This window comes from Prochlorococcus marinus XMU1406, from assembly GCF_017696055.1.
GTDB classification, from domain to species: Bacteria; Cyanobacteriota; Cyanobacteriia; order PCC-6307; family Cyanobiaceae; genus Prochlorococcus_A; species Prochlorococcus_A marinus_W.
Map to the genome: position 1 here is coordinate 566,465 of NZ_JAAORG010000003.1, position 14,490 is coordinate 580,954.

The following is a 14,490-nucleotide window of genomic DNA, read 5'->3' on the forward strand; positions in this document are numbered from 1 at the left end:
AACATGATTTCAAGTAAGACATCTTTTATTGCGTTAATTGGCAATCCAGTCAGCCATTCTTTATCACCAATTATGCAAAATGCTGCCCTTCAATATTTAGGCTTAGATCTAATTTATATTGCTATACCTTGTAAAGATCAAGATTTAGAATTAGTTCTAAATTCTTTTAAAAAAATTAATTGCAAAGGCTTAAATATCACAATTCCACATAAAGAAAAAGTATTTGATCTTTGTAGTGAAATTTCCCCTATTGCTAACCAATTAAAAGCAATTAATACACTGAAATTAAATTCTGAAAAAGAATGGAGCGGAACTAATACAGATGTAGAAGGATTTATTTATCCATTAAAAACATTAAACTTAGTAAAAAAGAAATCAATGGTTCTTGGCTCAGGAGGGGCAGCAAGATCTGTTATTCAAGGTTTAATAAATCTAAATCTTTCAACTATTTCAGTAGTTTCACGTAACAAAACATCACTAAATAAATTAATTAAAAATTTTGAAAATCAAATTAAAATTAAAGGTTTTTTAAATAATGATAATCAGGCTCAAAATTTAATTGAAGAAGCAGATTTAATTGTGAATACAACACCAGTAGGAATGAATTCATCTAAATATGCAATGAACATTTTGCCATATGGAGAGACTTTTTGGAGATCTCTTAAATCCAAAACAATTGTTTACGATTTAATCTATAATCCTTCTCCGTCTCCTCTATTAAAATTTAGCGTCAAAAAAGGATGCTTTACTATTGATGGTATGCAAATGCTCGTCGCTCAAGGAATGAAATCATTATCATTTTGGACAAATGGTTTGGAAGTGCCTTTTCAGGTTATGAATGACGCACTAAAAACATATCTTTAAAAAAAGTGATCCTATTTTTCAAGAAATTGCCCATTGTAATGTATCGTAAATAATGAACAGACGCTCATCAAATCAATATTATGAGCCAAAGACCTAGTCTGAAACTATGAACGATCAACAATCTTATTACGAAACGATGTACATTCTCCGCCCAGATATTGCGGAAGATGAAGTAACTAATCACATTGATAAATACAATAAGCTTTTAGAAGAATCTGGCGGTACTATCCTTGATAGTCAAATGAGAGGTAAAAGAAGGTTAGCTTATCAAATAGCAAAACATAGAGAAGGTATTTATGTGCAACTAAGTCATCAAGGCGATGGACAACATATTTTCAAGATTGAAAAAGCAATGAGACTTAGTGAAGATGTTATTAGATACATGACCGTTAAACAAGAAGGGCCTTTACCAAGCCCAAGACCTTCGAATAAGAGTACATCTCAGTCAGAGAAAAAAGATGATCCAGATGACAATATTGAATCTAAAGAAAAAGAAAAAGTAGTAACTGCAGATTCTGCAAGTTCAGGAGAAGACGATACTGAAATCAAAAAAAATGCAAAATCTTAAATGTTAATTTTTTGTTTTTGAATTTAACTCAGCCCATATTTTATTAGACATACCCCACATATAAATAAAACCCTCTGCTAAAGAATGATTGAAAACATCATCTTTGCTATAGGTTGCCAAATCTTCCCTGTAAAGTGAATTATTTTCAGACATCCTACCAATAACAATTGCGTTCCCTTTATGAAGTCTAATCTTTACCCTTCCATTAACTGAATTTTGAGTCGATGATATAAATACATCTAAACTCTCTTTAAGAGGTCCAAACCAAAAACCTTGATAGACTAATTGACCCCATTTTTTTTCCACTATTCCTTTAAAATCCACAACATCTGGATTTAATGTTATGCTCTCCAATTCTTTGTGAGCTTTAATTAAAAGTAACAGTCCAGGTGTTTCGTAAATCTCTCTACTTTTAATTCCTACTACTCGATCTTCAATCATATCTATTCTTCCAAAACCATGAGCACCTGCAAGAGCATTAGCTTTTTGAATAATCTCTACTGGAGTTAAAAATTCATCATTAATTCCAACTGGAAGCCCATTTTTAAAAACAATTTCTATATCTTGAGGGTAATCAGGTGCATTATCAATTGATGATGTCATCGCAAATATATCTTCAGGTGCTTCATGCATTGGATCTTCTAATATACCCGCTTCGATACTCCTACCAAGTAAATTAACATCTATTGAATATGGAGATTTTTTTGATACTGGTGCAGGAATACCAAATTTTTCACCATACACTATTGCCTCTTCCCTACTCATATTCCACTCTCTTGCAGGAGTAATTATTTTCAAATCAGGGCCTAAGGCATTAATTGCTAAATCAAATCTAACTTGATCATTCCCTTTACCAGTACATCCATGAGCTACAGCATCGGCATTTATCTCTCGAGCGAGATTTACAAGATGTTCAGCAATTAAAGGCCTAGCAAGAGCTGTAGATAAAGGATATTTATCTAAATATAATGAGTTTGCTCTAATGGCTGGAAAAGCGTATCTCTCAACAAAACTATTAACTAAATTTCCCACTATTGATTGAGATGCTCCGGAATTTAAAGCTTTTTGCTGAATTAGTTGTAAATCCTCACCTTGTCCAAGATCTGCTACAAAAGTAACAACTTCTGAAACTCCATATTCATTTTTTAAATATGGAATACAAACGCTTGTATCTACCCCTCCAGAATACGCTAGTACAACTTTTTTTACCTGCTGCATCTAAATTTGCTCCATAAATTTAAATTTTTGACGTAATTAAAAATTTTAAAAACTTATTAAAAACTAATATTATTGTAACTAAAAGAGCTGGACCAAAAACTAATAACAAAAGAAGAAAGTTATTAATTATTAAAACATTGGGATTCAAGTATCCAATAAGTTTCAACAATCCAGACAGAAACAAAGAAATTAGCCAGATAAAAAGGTATTTTAAATTTGCTTTATCAAACAAAGTTTTCGTGTGCGTTATTATGTATTATCTTATATATAGAACATAACCTTTAATGGACTCAAATAAACTAAAACTTAGATTAGACGATATTTCTGAAGTCAACCCTGCTTTAACTTGCTTCCACAGGAATGATCCAGCTCCTGTATTGCCATTAAGAGATGAGCCTGATCTGCTATCTTGGCTAGAAACCACAGGAAGACTTATTGCAGAAAAAGAGGGAGACTCACAAGAGATTAGTACTATAGAAGAAGAAGAACTTTCAGCGCTAATGGGAGAAAAAGAAGATTATAAAACTGAAGAAGACCCTTCAGAAGATGATTGGGAAGATTAAAAAGTTTAACTTTAAATTTTTATTAATATTAAATACTTTTGCTTTAATAGTCACCTCCTATCTTTTTAATAATTTTGTTTTTATAGGAGTTTTTACTTTATTTTTCTTTATTTCTTTATTCGCAACAAAGAATGGTCTAGAGATAATCAGAAAATTAAATTTACTTCAAAATATTAGAGCTGAAGGTCCTGCTAATCACTATAAAAAAAGTAATACCCCAACGATGGGTGGGATTTTTATGATAACCCCCTTTTTAATTTTTCTTTTAATATTAACTATAAATCTAGGCTCTCTAAAATTATTTCTTTTATTCCTGACTATTTTTGGATTCTTGATTATAGGGTTTTTAGATGATTATTTAAGTATTAAAAACAATAAAAATACGGGGTTAAAAACAAAAGAAAAATTAATCCAACAAAGTGTCATCTCAATATTTTTTATATTGTTAGCCTATGAAAAAAATTTTATAAATCCATTAATAACAATATCTGACTCCTGGGGAATCAATGTGAATATTTTCATATTGCCAATTTCTTTTTTAGTACTTGTTGGCATAAGTAATTCAGTAAATTTGACTGATGGACTAGATGGATTAGCAGCTGGATGCAGTGGAATTGTCTTTTATGGATTAGGAACAGAAATATTAATGAAAGAACAACAAGATCTTTTTGTTTTTAGTGTCTTATGTTTTTCAATGTCCGGCATATGCTTCGGATTTCTAAAGTACAATAGTTATCCTGCAAAAATATTTATGGGTGACACAGGATCTCTAAGTATTGGTGCAATTCTGGGTTCTATAGCGTTATTAACCAATAGCGTTTTTACCTTATCTATTTTCTCAGGAATATTTATTATTGAATCATTATCAGTAATGATTCAAGTAGGGCTTTTTAAGATTACAAAAAAATTATTTCACAGAGGTAAACGTATATTTCTAATGGCTCCACTACACCACCATTTTGAACTAAAAGGTATTAAGGAAGAAAAAATAGTTGAAAATTTTTGGAAAATCAACATATTACTTGTAATTTTAGGTATAGTTTTAAAAATAAATCTTTAAAAAGTTTGTTATGAGTTTTTTTACATGGAAAGATAATGGATTAACAAGTGACTGCTTAAGTCTTGATGCAATGGCATCAAGATTCGAAGAAACTGCCAACTTAATGAAAAAACTTTCTAAAAAAGGTTTCAAACTAAAGAAAACTCAAAATAATCAACTAATTCTTCATCATGATCCAAAAGTATTTGATCAATGGGGTTTTATAAGCGAAGAACTTCCTTTTAAACAACTATGCTTAATATCAGATGAAGAAAAGCTATTTGACCTTGAAAACTCTTCTGTGAGTATTGATAAATAATTCCTTACATGAGTGTTCCAACTAAAGTGTCTATTAACACCCTCAATTCCATTTTTGCTCCATAATTTCCACTGATTATTATTAGAAATTCCTTTTTCAAGAATAACTTTCAACTCATTAATATCAGTAACATCTACTAAAAGACCATTTTCACATTTTGACCGAATTTCTTTTGGTCCTCCATCATTTGTTGATATTATTGGCAATCCACATGAGGAAGCTTCAAGAAGGGTTAAACCAAAAGGCTCTGTTAAAGCTGGATTTACAAATACACCACGTCTACTAGCAGCCCACCTATATAAAGAAGGTATCTGACTTGGAAGATGTTTTTTTGGATAAGCTACCTTTCCGTACAAATTATATTTATCGATTATTTCAAAAATATTATTGAAAACATCCTTTTGTTGAGGTTCAAGTTTTGAAGTATTATCTCGACAACCCAAAATTAGAATTAAATTAGTTTTTCTTTTTAATTTTTCAGATCTTCCATATGCCTCAATCAAAGAAGGAATATTTTTCCTTCGTACAGCTCTAGAAATATTCAATAATGGAGGTTTAGTAGAGTCTTTTAGAAAGGGTTTCATCATATCCTCAATTTCAGCTGTCTCTGTTGTCGAATGAATATGGTGAAACTTTTTATGATCAACACCAGGAGGAATTACTCTAGCTTTGTGAGATGAAAAAGAAGCATATTGGGAATATTGATAAACTGACTCTTGTTTAGTGCTTGTTACAACAATATCTGCTGACTTTAATGCTTTTTCTTCTGCCTCAATTCTTTTACTTATGGAATAAAGCTTTTCTATTTGATTAGTTTTTAATCCAGTATCAAGCAATTTCCGTTTTTTCTCTCTTCCTAAAGAATGGCCAGTAAAAATAAGTGGAACGTTTAAGGATTTACTTAGTTTAACTCCTACGTATCCAGCATCAGCATAATGTGCATGAATAAAATTTGGCTTTTTATTTTTTTGATAATAAGAGATAAGTCCTTCAGTTAAATGATCTAAATAAGGCCAAAGCAATTCCTTTCTCAAATATTTATTAGGACCAAATTTGAATCTTAAAATCCTTACTCCAGGTTCTACAAATTCTTCTTCTTGAGAATATTCATTGTCTACTTTAGGATCATTAATTAAACGAGTAATTAAATCTACTTGATCAACTTCTGCAGTATTAGCCAAACTTTTAACTAACTCTAAAACATATTGTGTTTGCCCTCCGGTATCTGCATCCCTGCCTAATTCAAGATTTTTGGAGCGTATAAGACCATGTAAATGTAAATGTAAAAATTTCAACCTCATTCAGCAAATCCTCCGATGAACGGCCTTTAATACAAATAAGCTGAATTTCCCAAGGAAATATTAAGAAAGCATTATGATTCTAAAATTTTTTTATACTATATTTTTTAAAAAAGCAGTTATAGACTAATTTTATACCCATCTAAATATGACTTTCATTTTGCTGAGATAATTAAATTACAAAGAAATACAACAAGTATTTTCTTATTTTAGAACTTTTTTAAGATATTTTGCTGTATGACTAGTAGGATTTTTAGCTACATCCTCAGGTATACCTTCTGCAATAATTTCTCCGCCTTTATCCCCTCCATCAGGTCCTAAATCGATAATCCAATCCGAACATCGAATAACATCTAAATTATGTTCAATAACAATTACTGAATTACCTTTATCTACCAAACGTTGTATCACATCCATTAATTTATGTACATCATAAAAACTTAAACCTGTAGTGGGTTCATCAATCAAATATAACGTTTTTCCAGTAGCCCTCTTTGATAATTCTGTAGCTAACTTAACTCTTTGAGCCTCTCCTCCAGATAATGTAGGAGCTGGTTGACCTAATTTGACATATCCTAATCCAACATCTACCAAAGTAGATAATCTTTCAGCAGCTTGAGGTATAGCAGAGAAAGTTTCTGCAGCTTGTTCAACAGTCATCTCTAAAACATCAGATATATTAAAACCTTTATATTTAACTTGAAGAGTTTCCCTATTAAAACGAGCTCCTTTACATACTTCACATTGAACATACACATCAGGTAAAAAATTCATTTCAATAACATTGACTCCCTGGCCTTTACACGCTTCGCATCTTCCTCCTTTCACATTAAAACTAAATTGACCAGCTTGATAACCTCTTGCTTTTGCTTCTACTGTGGCAGTAAATATCTGCCTTATAGGATCAAAAGCACCTGTGTAAGTAGCAGGATTTGATCTAGGTGTTCTCCCAATTGGAGATTGATCAATAACGATAACTTTATCAATTGCTTTTATACCCTTTAACTCTTTTACACCTTGAGGAAAAGGAACTTTTAATCCTAATGAGTGACACAATGCAGGGTGAAGCAATTCATTTATTAAGGTACTTTTCCCACTGCCACTTACACCAGTTACAGAAACTAATCTTCCTAAAGGAAATTCCACAGAGATATTTTTTAAATTATTTTTAGAGCAATTATTTAAAATCAAACTTTTTTTTACGGATGATCTACGTTCTTTTGGAGTGGGAATCGACTTCCTACCACTAAGATAAGCTCCAGTTAATGATCTTTCTGAATTTAAGACATCTTGATAAGATCCTTTAGCAATAATTTCCCCACCATAAACACCTGCCCCTGGGCCAATATCTACTAAATAATCTGCGGATTTCATAGTATCTTCATCATGTTCAACCACAACCAAAGTATTTCCTAGGTCTCTTAAACTTTTTAATGTTTCTAATAATCTGTCATTATCTCTCTGATGTAAACCAATACTAGGCTCATCTAATACATATAAAACACCAGTAAGTCCTGCACCTATTTGTGTAGCCAATCTAATACGCTGAGCCTCACCGCCAGACAAAGTCATGGCTGGTCTATCTAAAGTCAAATAATCTAAACCTACATTTATTAAAAACTTCAAGCGTAAACGAATCTCTTTTAAAACCAACTCACCTATCTGCTTTTGTTTTTCTGATAAAGATATATTTTCCTTCTTTGTCTTCCCTAATCCCATGATTCGTTCGATATTAGTTAAGGTTTCAGAAACACTCGTAGAGGTTAAATCAGTTATGTTGTAAGGACCAAGTTTAACCGCTAAAGCCTCTGGTCTTAGTCTTTTTCCCGAACATGTCTTACAAGGTACCAATTCTAAATATTTTTCTAACTTTTGTTTAACTGATTCTCCATTAGCTTCATTCAATTGCCTTTCCAATATTGGTAAAATTCCCTCAAAAGGTCTTTCAAAACCACTAGAAGTTTTAAAGCGACTATCAGCTTGGATTAATATTGGTTTATCTGATCCTAAAAGTAGTACGTTTTTTTGCAAATCACTTAAATCCTGCCAAGGAGTTTTTAATTCAAAACCGTACGCTTGCCCTACAGAATATAGTAAAGAAAAATAGTAAGTATTATCTTTTTCACTCCAAGGAGCTATTGCAGCATAAACAGGTAATTTTTTATCTGGTATGACTCTATCAGCAGTAAATTTTTTTAGATAACCAATACCATGGCAATCTGGACAAGCTCCATATGGGCTGTTGAAAGAAAATAATCTTGGAGAAAGTTCCTCTACGATGGAACCATGAACAGGACATGCATAATTTTCTGAGTATAATTTCTCTCTTTCTAAATTAGGAGGAAGGTTTTCCCCTTTTTTAGGCACAACTTCTACTATTGCCAAACCATCGCCTCTTTTGAGACAAGTTTGCAAAGAATCATTCAATCTTTCTTGTATTCCTTCTCTTGCGATTAGTCTGTCAACTACTACCTCAATATTATGAATTTGATTTTTGTCTAGTTCAATACTATCAGCAAGTTCTCTTACCTCACCATTAATTCTTACCCTAGCAAATCCCTCAGCGGCTAATCCACTTATTAATTTTGTGTGCGTACCTTTCTTTCCCCTTACAACAGGTGCTAATAACTGGTACCTTGTCCCCTCTGGTAATAAAAGAATTTGATCAACCATTTCATCAATTGTTTGAGGCGCAATTGGAATTCCGCAGTGATGACAATGCGGCTCACCAGCACGGCCAAACAATAACCTTAAATAATCTTGTATCTCTGTTACTGTTCCAACTGTTGATCGAGGATTATGACTTGTAGATTTTTGATCAATTGAAATAGCAGGCGATAAACCCTCAATATTATCAACATCTGGTTTATCTACTTGTCCCAAAAATTGTCTTGCATATGCTGATAAACTCTCAACATATCTTCTTTGACCTTCAGCAAAAATCGTATCGAAAGCTAAAGAACTTTTCCCACTGCCACTTACACCAGTAAAAACTATAAATTTATTCCTAGGTAAGGAGAGGTCAATATTTTTTAAATTATGCTGACGAGCTCCTCTAATATTGATCGAATTACCTTCCTCAAAACAATTATTATTTTTTTTGACCATGTTTAAATCTAACTTTGATTTAAAGAAGTTATTATAGTGGAATTTTTTTTATTTTATGCAGCTGCCCTTTCAATAAGTCTAGAAGCGTAATCATTTGCTTCGCCAAAACCTCCCCCAATGAGTTCTACTAATTCATGTTTTCTTTGTTTTTTTGTAATTAATTTTGATATTGAAGTATAAGTTATTCCATTAATTACATTTTTATTAACTTTAAAGTGAGCTAATCCTGCAGCCGCTAGAAAAGGCTGATGGGTAATACATAAAATTTGTTGATCTTGAGAGATTTCTTTTATTAATTCAACCAAAGAAAATAAAGATTTACCACTTAAGCCATTATCAATTTCATCTAAAAAGAAAGTATTAGGTTTTTTAGAAATACTAGATTTTATTGCTAATAAGAATCTTGACATTTCTCCACCAGAAATAACATTAGATAGGGGAGCAAGCTTTTGATCAGGATTAGCCGAAAACAAAAAATTTATATTATCAATTCCATCAGAAGAAGGCTGACCTTGAGAAAATTGAATTGAAAAATTTGCATTTTCTAATCCTAAATTACTTAAAATTGACATTACTGAATTTTGTAACTGTATAGCAATTTTTTTTCTTTCAGTAGATTGAATAACAAATAAAGAATTTAAATTGCTTTGTAAATTTTCAATTTGTGCTTTAATCTTGCAAATCTCATTACCTTGGTCCTTTTGTTGAAAATACGTCTTTAATTGATCGCGCTTTTCAATTAATTGAGGTAAATCCAATGAAAACTTTCTCTCCAAGTTTTTTAAAAAAAATAATCTTCTTTGTATTTCTGGAAGATTAGATTCATAATTTTCTATGTCTTGCAAATATGAGTTTAGAGCAAAAATTAAATCTTCAACATCGTCATGAATATTTAATAACCTCTCTCTAAATTTTTGAATCTTTAAATCGAAATCTGCTGTTTTATTTAAAATTTTTATTGATTGATTTATTAAAAACATTACTGATGGTTCATCATGACTGAAATTATTTAAGTTTTCTAATGATGATTTAATTGAATTATTAATTTCGAAATTATTTACAAGTTTATTTTCTAATAACTCTAATTCTAAAATTTCTTCATTCGAATTTAAATCAGCTTCTTCTAAACTCTGCAACATTTGTTTAATTGCCAAGTTGTTTTGTTCTTGAATCCTAGAAGATTCTATTTTTTCATTCATTAATTCTTTTAAAACTTCACTTTCTCCCCATATTTTTTTAATCTTTTGACTATTATCTCTTAACTCTTGAGAACATAATTCATCTATAATTAATCTTCTCTTATCTAAAGAATCAAAGATAAAAGTATCAAACTGTCCTGCGAAATCTATTAAAAATCGTCCAAGTTTTTCTAAGGATTGTCTATTAATTGGCCAATTATTAAGAGTATATTTGGATAAAATTTTATTATTTTTTTTATAAGATTTTCTTTTAATTTTTATTTCTGAAGAACTTATTTCAAAGCCATTACTAATTAACCAATTGTTAATTTGGGAAGAAGAAGAAAATATTGCCTCGACAACGCAAAAATCTTTTCCTGGACGTATTAAATGCTTTAGAGGTATATTAGTTCCACCAAATAAAGCATTTAGGGAATCCAAAATTAGCGATTTTCCTGAGCCTGAATCCCCAGTTATGATATTCAAACCTTTTTCAAAATTAATTTCTATAATTTCTATTAAGGCGATATTTTCTATTTTAAGTTGTATTAACATGATAAATCTTCCATATAAAAAAATTAACTTCTTTTTTAAAAAAATAAAGGTTTTACATATATAAAGTAATGAAAGAAGATTTTACTGATTTTATTGAGTTATCTGGTCTCTTAAATTACGATCCAGATACAATTTCTAAAATTTACAAAAAAAATCCTAAAAGGCTTTTAAAAAGACTTTGGCAAACACTCATACCTATTTTTGCTTATATCTTTTGTATTGGTTGGGACAAACTAACTGGAAGATTAAAAAATGAACAGCAAGCAAGATTTAGAGCAAAAGAATTAACAAATTTATTAGTAGAACTTGGACCTGCATTTGTTAAAGCAGGTCAAGCTTTATCAACAAGACCAGATATAATTCCCGCAATTCTTCTAGAAGAATTATCTGAATTACAAGATCAACTACCAGGGTTTGATGGCGATAAAGCAATGGAATTGATTGAAGAAGATTTAGGGTCCAAAATAAATGAGATTTTTTTAGAAATTGATAAAGAGCCAATTTCCGCTGCTTCTTTAGGGCAAGTGCATAAAGCTAAATTAAAAAATGAAGAGATCATTGCAGTAAAAGTACAACGGCCTGGTTTAAGAGAACAAATTACTTTAGATCTTTACATAGTGAGAAACATTGCTTATTGGCTAAAAAACAATATCGGATTAATAAGAAGTGATCTAGTTGCTTTAATTGATGAGTTAGGTAAGAGAGTTTTTGAAGAGATGGATTATTTAAACGAAGCTGCAAATGCAGAAAAATTTAGAGATATGCATAAACATAACAAAATGATTGCCGTGCCAAAAATTTACAAAGAAATAACTTCAAGGAGAGTTTTAGCAATGGAATGGATAGACGGTACAAAATTAACAAATTTAGAAGACGTAAAAAATTTAGGAATCAATCCTGATGAAATGATTAATATAGGGGTTCAATGCAGTTTAGAACAGCTTTTAGAACATGGTTTTTTTCATGCAGACCCACATCCAGGTAATTTATTAGCCTTGGAAGATGGAAGACTATGTTATCTAGATTTTGGAATGATGAGTGAGGTTTCCAGAGAATCTAGATCAGGATTAATTCAAGCAGTAGTACATTTAGTAAATAAAAACTTCGATAAATTATCTCAAGATTTCGTAAAATTAGGTTTTTTATCAGAGGAAGTTAATCTAGAACCCATTGTTCCAGCATTTCAAGATGTTTTCATTAACGCTGTTGAACAAGGAGTTTCAAAAATGGATTTCAAAAGCGTAACAGACGATATGTCTGGTGTTATGTATAAATTCCCTTTCAAGCTACCTCCATATTATGCACTTATAATTAGGTCATTACTTACATTAGAAGGAATTGCTTTAAGCGTAGATCCGAACTTCAAAATATTAGGCGCAGCATATCCATATTTTGCAAAAAGACTAATGGAAGACCCTGATCCACAATTAAGAGAAAGTCTCAAAGAAATGCTTTTTGATAATAAAAAATTTAAATGGGACCGTTTAGAAGATCTGCTTTCTAACGCTGCAAAGCAAACAAATCTAGATTTAGAAAAACTTTTAGACGAAGTTATAAATCTTCTCTTTTCCCCTAATGGAGGATTTCTTAGAAAAGAGATAATTGAAGGTTTAACAAATCAGATTGATTTACTAAGCCTAAAAATATTGAAAAATTTGAATAACTATCTTCCAAAATCAATTAAATTAAACACGATTAACGAAAATAACAATTTAAGTGATCTTATAATGTATGTAGAGCCATTGAGAAACTTTTTGGAGATTTTACAAAAAGTACCTGGCTATTCGATTGACATTTTTTTAAAAAGGGTACCTAGACTTATTAATGAGCCCTATACAAAAGAAATGGGTATTGAAATTGCAAAAAAAGTAACTGAAAAAGGAATGGTTAGACTTGTTAAGATTGCCGCTGGTGCAAATATCTAAATGAAGTTTAGTAAATTTTTAATATTTAAAATATTTTTTATTTTAGCAAGTTCTCCATTTTTCTTTAACGTTCCCAAAGCTAATGCTGCTGAAGAAATTAAGATTACATACAGCATCTTTTCAAGAACAATTAAATTAAATTCTTTAAAATCTTTCGCTAAAGGAGGTAAATCAACAAGAAAATTAAAAAAAATTTTAAAATCTACAGGGTCTCCAAATAAAGAAATTAGAGAAGTATTGAATAAAGATTTTGAAGTCCCTATTACGATTGCAAGCAAATTAGTATATTCTGAAATAGGAAACGTTTTTTTAACAAGACTTTCATCTATTATCCACCCACCCAGGGCAAATGATGATAGAACAGGAATGTTAGCCCTTAGAGCGAGCGTAATTCAAGGAATAAATTTAGGAAATGGAAAAATAAATCTAATAAATTTTTTTGAAGCATATCCAACTAAAACTGTAATTTTAGACGTCAGCGCTTTGAGCAAAGTTATGAATAAAGTAGAATCAATTTCAGAATTATTAACCTTTTTCACCAATTCTCCTCTAGAAAAAATTAAAGAAAATTAAACAACCATGGTGTTATTAAATAAAATCAAAAATAAACTAGGTATCAATTACAGAAAAAAAAGATGGCCAGGTCTAATCGAAGCTTATAAACAATATCTCCCAGTTTCAAAGAAAACTCCTATCATTTCCCTCAATGAAGGAAATACACCACTAATTTTAAGCGATTCAATCAGCAATTTAATTGGAAATGGGACAAAAGTTTTTTTAAAATATGATGGCCTTAATCCAACAGGTTCTTTTAAAGATCGTGGTATGACTATGGCAATAAGCAAAGCAAAAGAAGAAGGCCGTGAAGCTGTAATTTGTGCAAGTACTGGAAACACTTCTGCTGCTGCTGCTGCATATGCTTCTAGGGGAGGATTAAAACCTTATGTTTTAATCCCAGAAGGATATGTTGCACAAGGAAAGCTTGCGCAAGCTTTAATGTATGGCGCTGAAATAATATCTATTGATGGAAACTTTGATAGAGCTCTTGAAATTGTTAGAGATTTATCCTCAGAACACCCTATAGAGCTTGTTAATTCTGTTAATCCATATCGTATACAAGGACAAAAAACAGCAGCTTTTGAAATAGTTGATGACCTAGGTATTGCTCCTGATTGGCTTTGTATTCCAATGGGCAATGCAGGAAACATAACTGCTTATTGGATGGGATTTAAAGAATATTCAAAAATAAAAAGAAATTTAAAATTACCAATTATGATGGGTTTTCAATCAGAAGGATCTGCTCCATTAGTAAAAAATATTATAGTTAAATACCCAGAGACAATAGCAACAGCAATAAGAATTGGGAATCCTGTAAATAGGGAAAAAGCAAAAAAAGTAAAGAAAGAAAGTAAAGGAGATTTTCAGTCAGTTACAGACGAAGAAATAATAAATGCTTATAAAATCCTTGCTAAGGAAGGAATCTTTTGTGAACCTGCAAGTGCAGCATCAGTTGCTGGACTGATTAAAAATAAAAATAGAATTCAAAAAGAATCTACCATTGTTTGTGTTCTTACTGGAAATGGCTTAAAAGATCCTGATTGCGCTATAAAAAATAATGATGCTATTTTTAGAAAAAACATTGAACCTTCATTAAAAAATATAACTAAAATCTTAGGATATTAAAATCCAAAAAAAATAGTGTCTGTGGAAATCAATTAAAAACAAACATCATTTGTTGAAAAATAAATAAAAAGTAAATCTATTTGTTGAATATTTTTTTCTTTTTTCAAAAAATTTAAATTTATTCAACAAATAAATAAATTTTTTCACATATATAAATATTCCTAATCTATTT

General features: G+C 30.7%; 12 protein-coding genes. 8 read left to right on the forward strand and 4 right to left on the reverse strand.

From position 1 onward, the window contains the following. The first annotated feature begins 3 nt into the window (after positions 1–3). Positions 4–864 carry a shikimate dehydrogenase gene (locus HA149_RS09455; protein WP_209115276.1) on the forward strand — a complete coding sequence of 287 codons (861 nt, stop codon included), beginning with the start codon at positions 4–6 and terminating at the stop codon, positions 862–864. A gap of 106 nt (positions 865–970) precedes the next feature. After that, positions 971–1,432, forward strand: a complete 462-nt coding sequence (gene rpsF / locus HA149_RS09460) for a 30S ribosomal protein S6 (protein WP_209115278.1) — start codon at positions 971–973, stop codon at positions 1,430–1,432. A 3-nt stretch (positions 1,433–1,435) separates the two neighbouring features. Here rpsF and HA149_RS09465 read toward each other — a convergent pair whose 3' ends face one another. Further along, positions 1,436–2,650 (reverse strand): argininosuccinate synthase, encoded by a 1,215-nt coding sequence (locus HA149_RS09465; protein WP_209115280.1) that lies wholly within the window; start codon positions 2,648–2,650, stop codon positions 1,436–1,438. Between the two features lie 284 nt (positions 2,651–2,934). Here HA149_RS09465 and HA149_RS09470 point away from each other — a divergent pair, with 284 nt between their 5' ends. From HA149_RS09470 to HA149_RS09480, 3 genes are read left to right on the forward strand one after another with little or no spacing between them, the layout of a single operon-like run. Further along, positions 2,935–3,213, forward strand: a complete 279-nt coding sequence (locus HA149_RS09470) for a DUF3134 family protein (RefSeq protein WP_209115286.1) — start codon at positions 2,935–2,937, stop codon at positions 3,211–3,213. Continuing rightward, positions 3,197–4,273, forward strand: a complete 1,077-nt coding sequence (mraY, locus tag HA149_RS09475; protein ID WP_209115289.1) for a phospho-N-acetylmuramoyl-pentapeptide-transferase — start codon at positions 3,197–3,199, stop codon at positions 4,271–4,273. The genes HA149_RS09470 and mraY overlap by 17 nt, the downstream gene beginning before the upstream one ends. Before the next feature lie 10 nt (positions 4,274–4,283). After that, positions 4,284–4,571, forward strand: a complete 288-nt coding sequence (locus HA149_RS09480) for a hypothetical protein (RefSeq protein WP_209115291.1) — start codon at positions 4,284–4,286, stop codon at positions 4,569–4,571. On the opposite strand, the gene HA149_RS09485 is transcribed toward HA149_RS09480, so the two are convergent. From HA149_RS09485 to HA149_RS09495, 3 genes are all read right to left on the reverse strand, one after another. Beyond that, complete coding sequence (locus tag HA149_RS09485) at positions 4,463–5,872, reverse strand: glycosyltransferase (RefSeq protein ID WP_209115294.1); 1,410 nt, start codon at positions 5,870–5,872, stop codon at positions 4,463–4,465. The two genes, HA149_RS09480 and HA149_RS09485, sit on opposite strands and share 109 nt — an antisense overlap. 201 nt (positions 5,873–6,073) lie before the next feature. Next, positions 6,074–8,977 carry an excinuclease ABC subunit UvrA gene (uvrA, locus tag HA149_RS09490; RefSeq protein WP_209115303.1) on the reverse strand — a complete coding sequence of 968 codons (2,904 nt, stop codon included), beginning with the start codon at positions 8,975–8,977 and terminating at the stop codon, positions 6,074–6,076. A gap of 53 nt (positions 8,978–9,030) precedes the next feature. Beyond that, a complete protein-coding gene (locus HA149_RS09495) occupies positions 9,031–10,710 on the reverse strand; it encodes an AAA family ATPase (RefSeq protein WP_209115310.1) in 1,680 nt (559 codons plus the stop codon). Between the two features lie 68 nt (positions 10,711–10,778). Here HA149_RS09495 and HA149_RS09500 point away from each other — a divergent pair, with 68 nt between their 5' ends. From HA149_RS09500 to thrC, 3 genes are read left to right on the forward strand one after another with little or no spacing between them, the layout of a single operon-like run. Next, positions 10,779–12,635 (forward strand): ABC1 kinase family protein, encoded by a 1,857-nt coding sequence (locus tag HA149_RS09500; RefSeq protein ID WP_209115312.1) that lies wholly within the window; start codon positions 10,779–10,781, stop codon positions 12,633–12,635. Further along, positions 12,636–13,208: an alpha/beta hydrolase gene (locus HA149_RS09505; protein ID WP_209115314.1), complete on the forward strand. Its 573-nt coding sequence runs from the start codon at positions 12,636–12,638 to the stop codon at positions 13,206–13,208. It abuts the gene before it with no gap. A 6-nt stretch (positions 13,209–13,214) separates the two neighbouring features. Beyond that, positions 13,215–14,318, forward strand: coding sequence for a threonine synthase (gene thrC, locus HA149_RS09510; protein ID WP_209115316.1), 1,104 nt, complete (start codon positions 13,215–13,217; stop codon positions 14,316–14,318). Positions 14,319–14,490: the final 172 nt, after the last annotated feature.

Bases quoted from the DNA above. Each gene is read 5' to 3' on its own strand.
- HA149_RS09455 (WP_209115276.1), top strand. From the start codon at position 4: ATGATTTCAAGTAAGACATCTTTTATTGCGTTAATTGGCAATCCAGTC.
- rpsF (WP_209115278.1), top strand. From the start codon at position 971: ATGAACGATCAACAATCTTATTACGAAACGATGTACATTCTCCGCCCA.
- HA149_RS09465 (WP_209115280.1), bottom strand. From the start codon at position 2,650: ATGCAGCAGGTAAAAAAAGTTGTACTAGCGTATTCTGGAGGGGTAGAT.
- HA149_RS09470 (WP_209115286.1), top strand. From the start codon at position 2,935: ATGGACTCAAATAAACTAAAACTTAGATTAGACGATATTTCTGAAGTC.
- mraY (WP_209115289.1), top strand. From the start codon at position 3,197: ATGATTGGGAAGATTAAAAAGTTTAACTTTAAATTTTTATTAATATTA.
- HA149_RS09480 (WP_209115291.1), top strand. From the start codon at position 4,284: ATGAGTTTTTTTACATGGAAAGATAATGGATTAACAAGTGACTGCTTA.
- HA149_RS09485 (WP_209115294.1), bottom strand. From the start codon at position 5,872: ATGAGGTTGAAATTTTTACATTTACATTTACATGGTCTTATACGCTCC.
- uvrA (WP_209115303.1), bottom strand. From the start codon at position 8,977: ATGGTCAAAAAAAATAATAATTGTTTTGAGGAAGGTAATTCGATCAAT.
- HA149_RS09495 (WP_209115310.1), bottom strand. From the start codon at position 10,710: ATGTTAATACAACTTAAAATAGAAAATATCGCCTTAATAGAAATTATA.
- HA149_RS09500 (WP_209115312.1), top strand. From the start codon at position 10,779: ATGAAAGAAGATTTTACTGATTTTATTGAGTTATCTGGTCTCTTAAAT.
- HA149_RS09505 (WP_209115314.1), top strand. From the start codon at position 12,636: ATGAAGTTTAGTAAATTTTTAATATTTAAAATATTTTTTATTTTAGCA.
- thrC (WP_209115316.1), top strand. From the start codon at position 13,215: ATGGTGTTATTAAATAAAATCAAAAATAAACTAGGTATCAATTACAGA.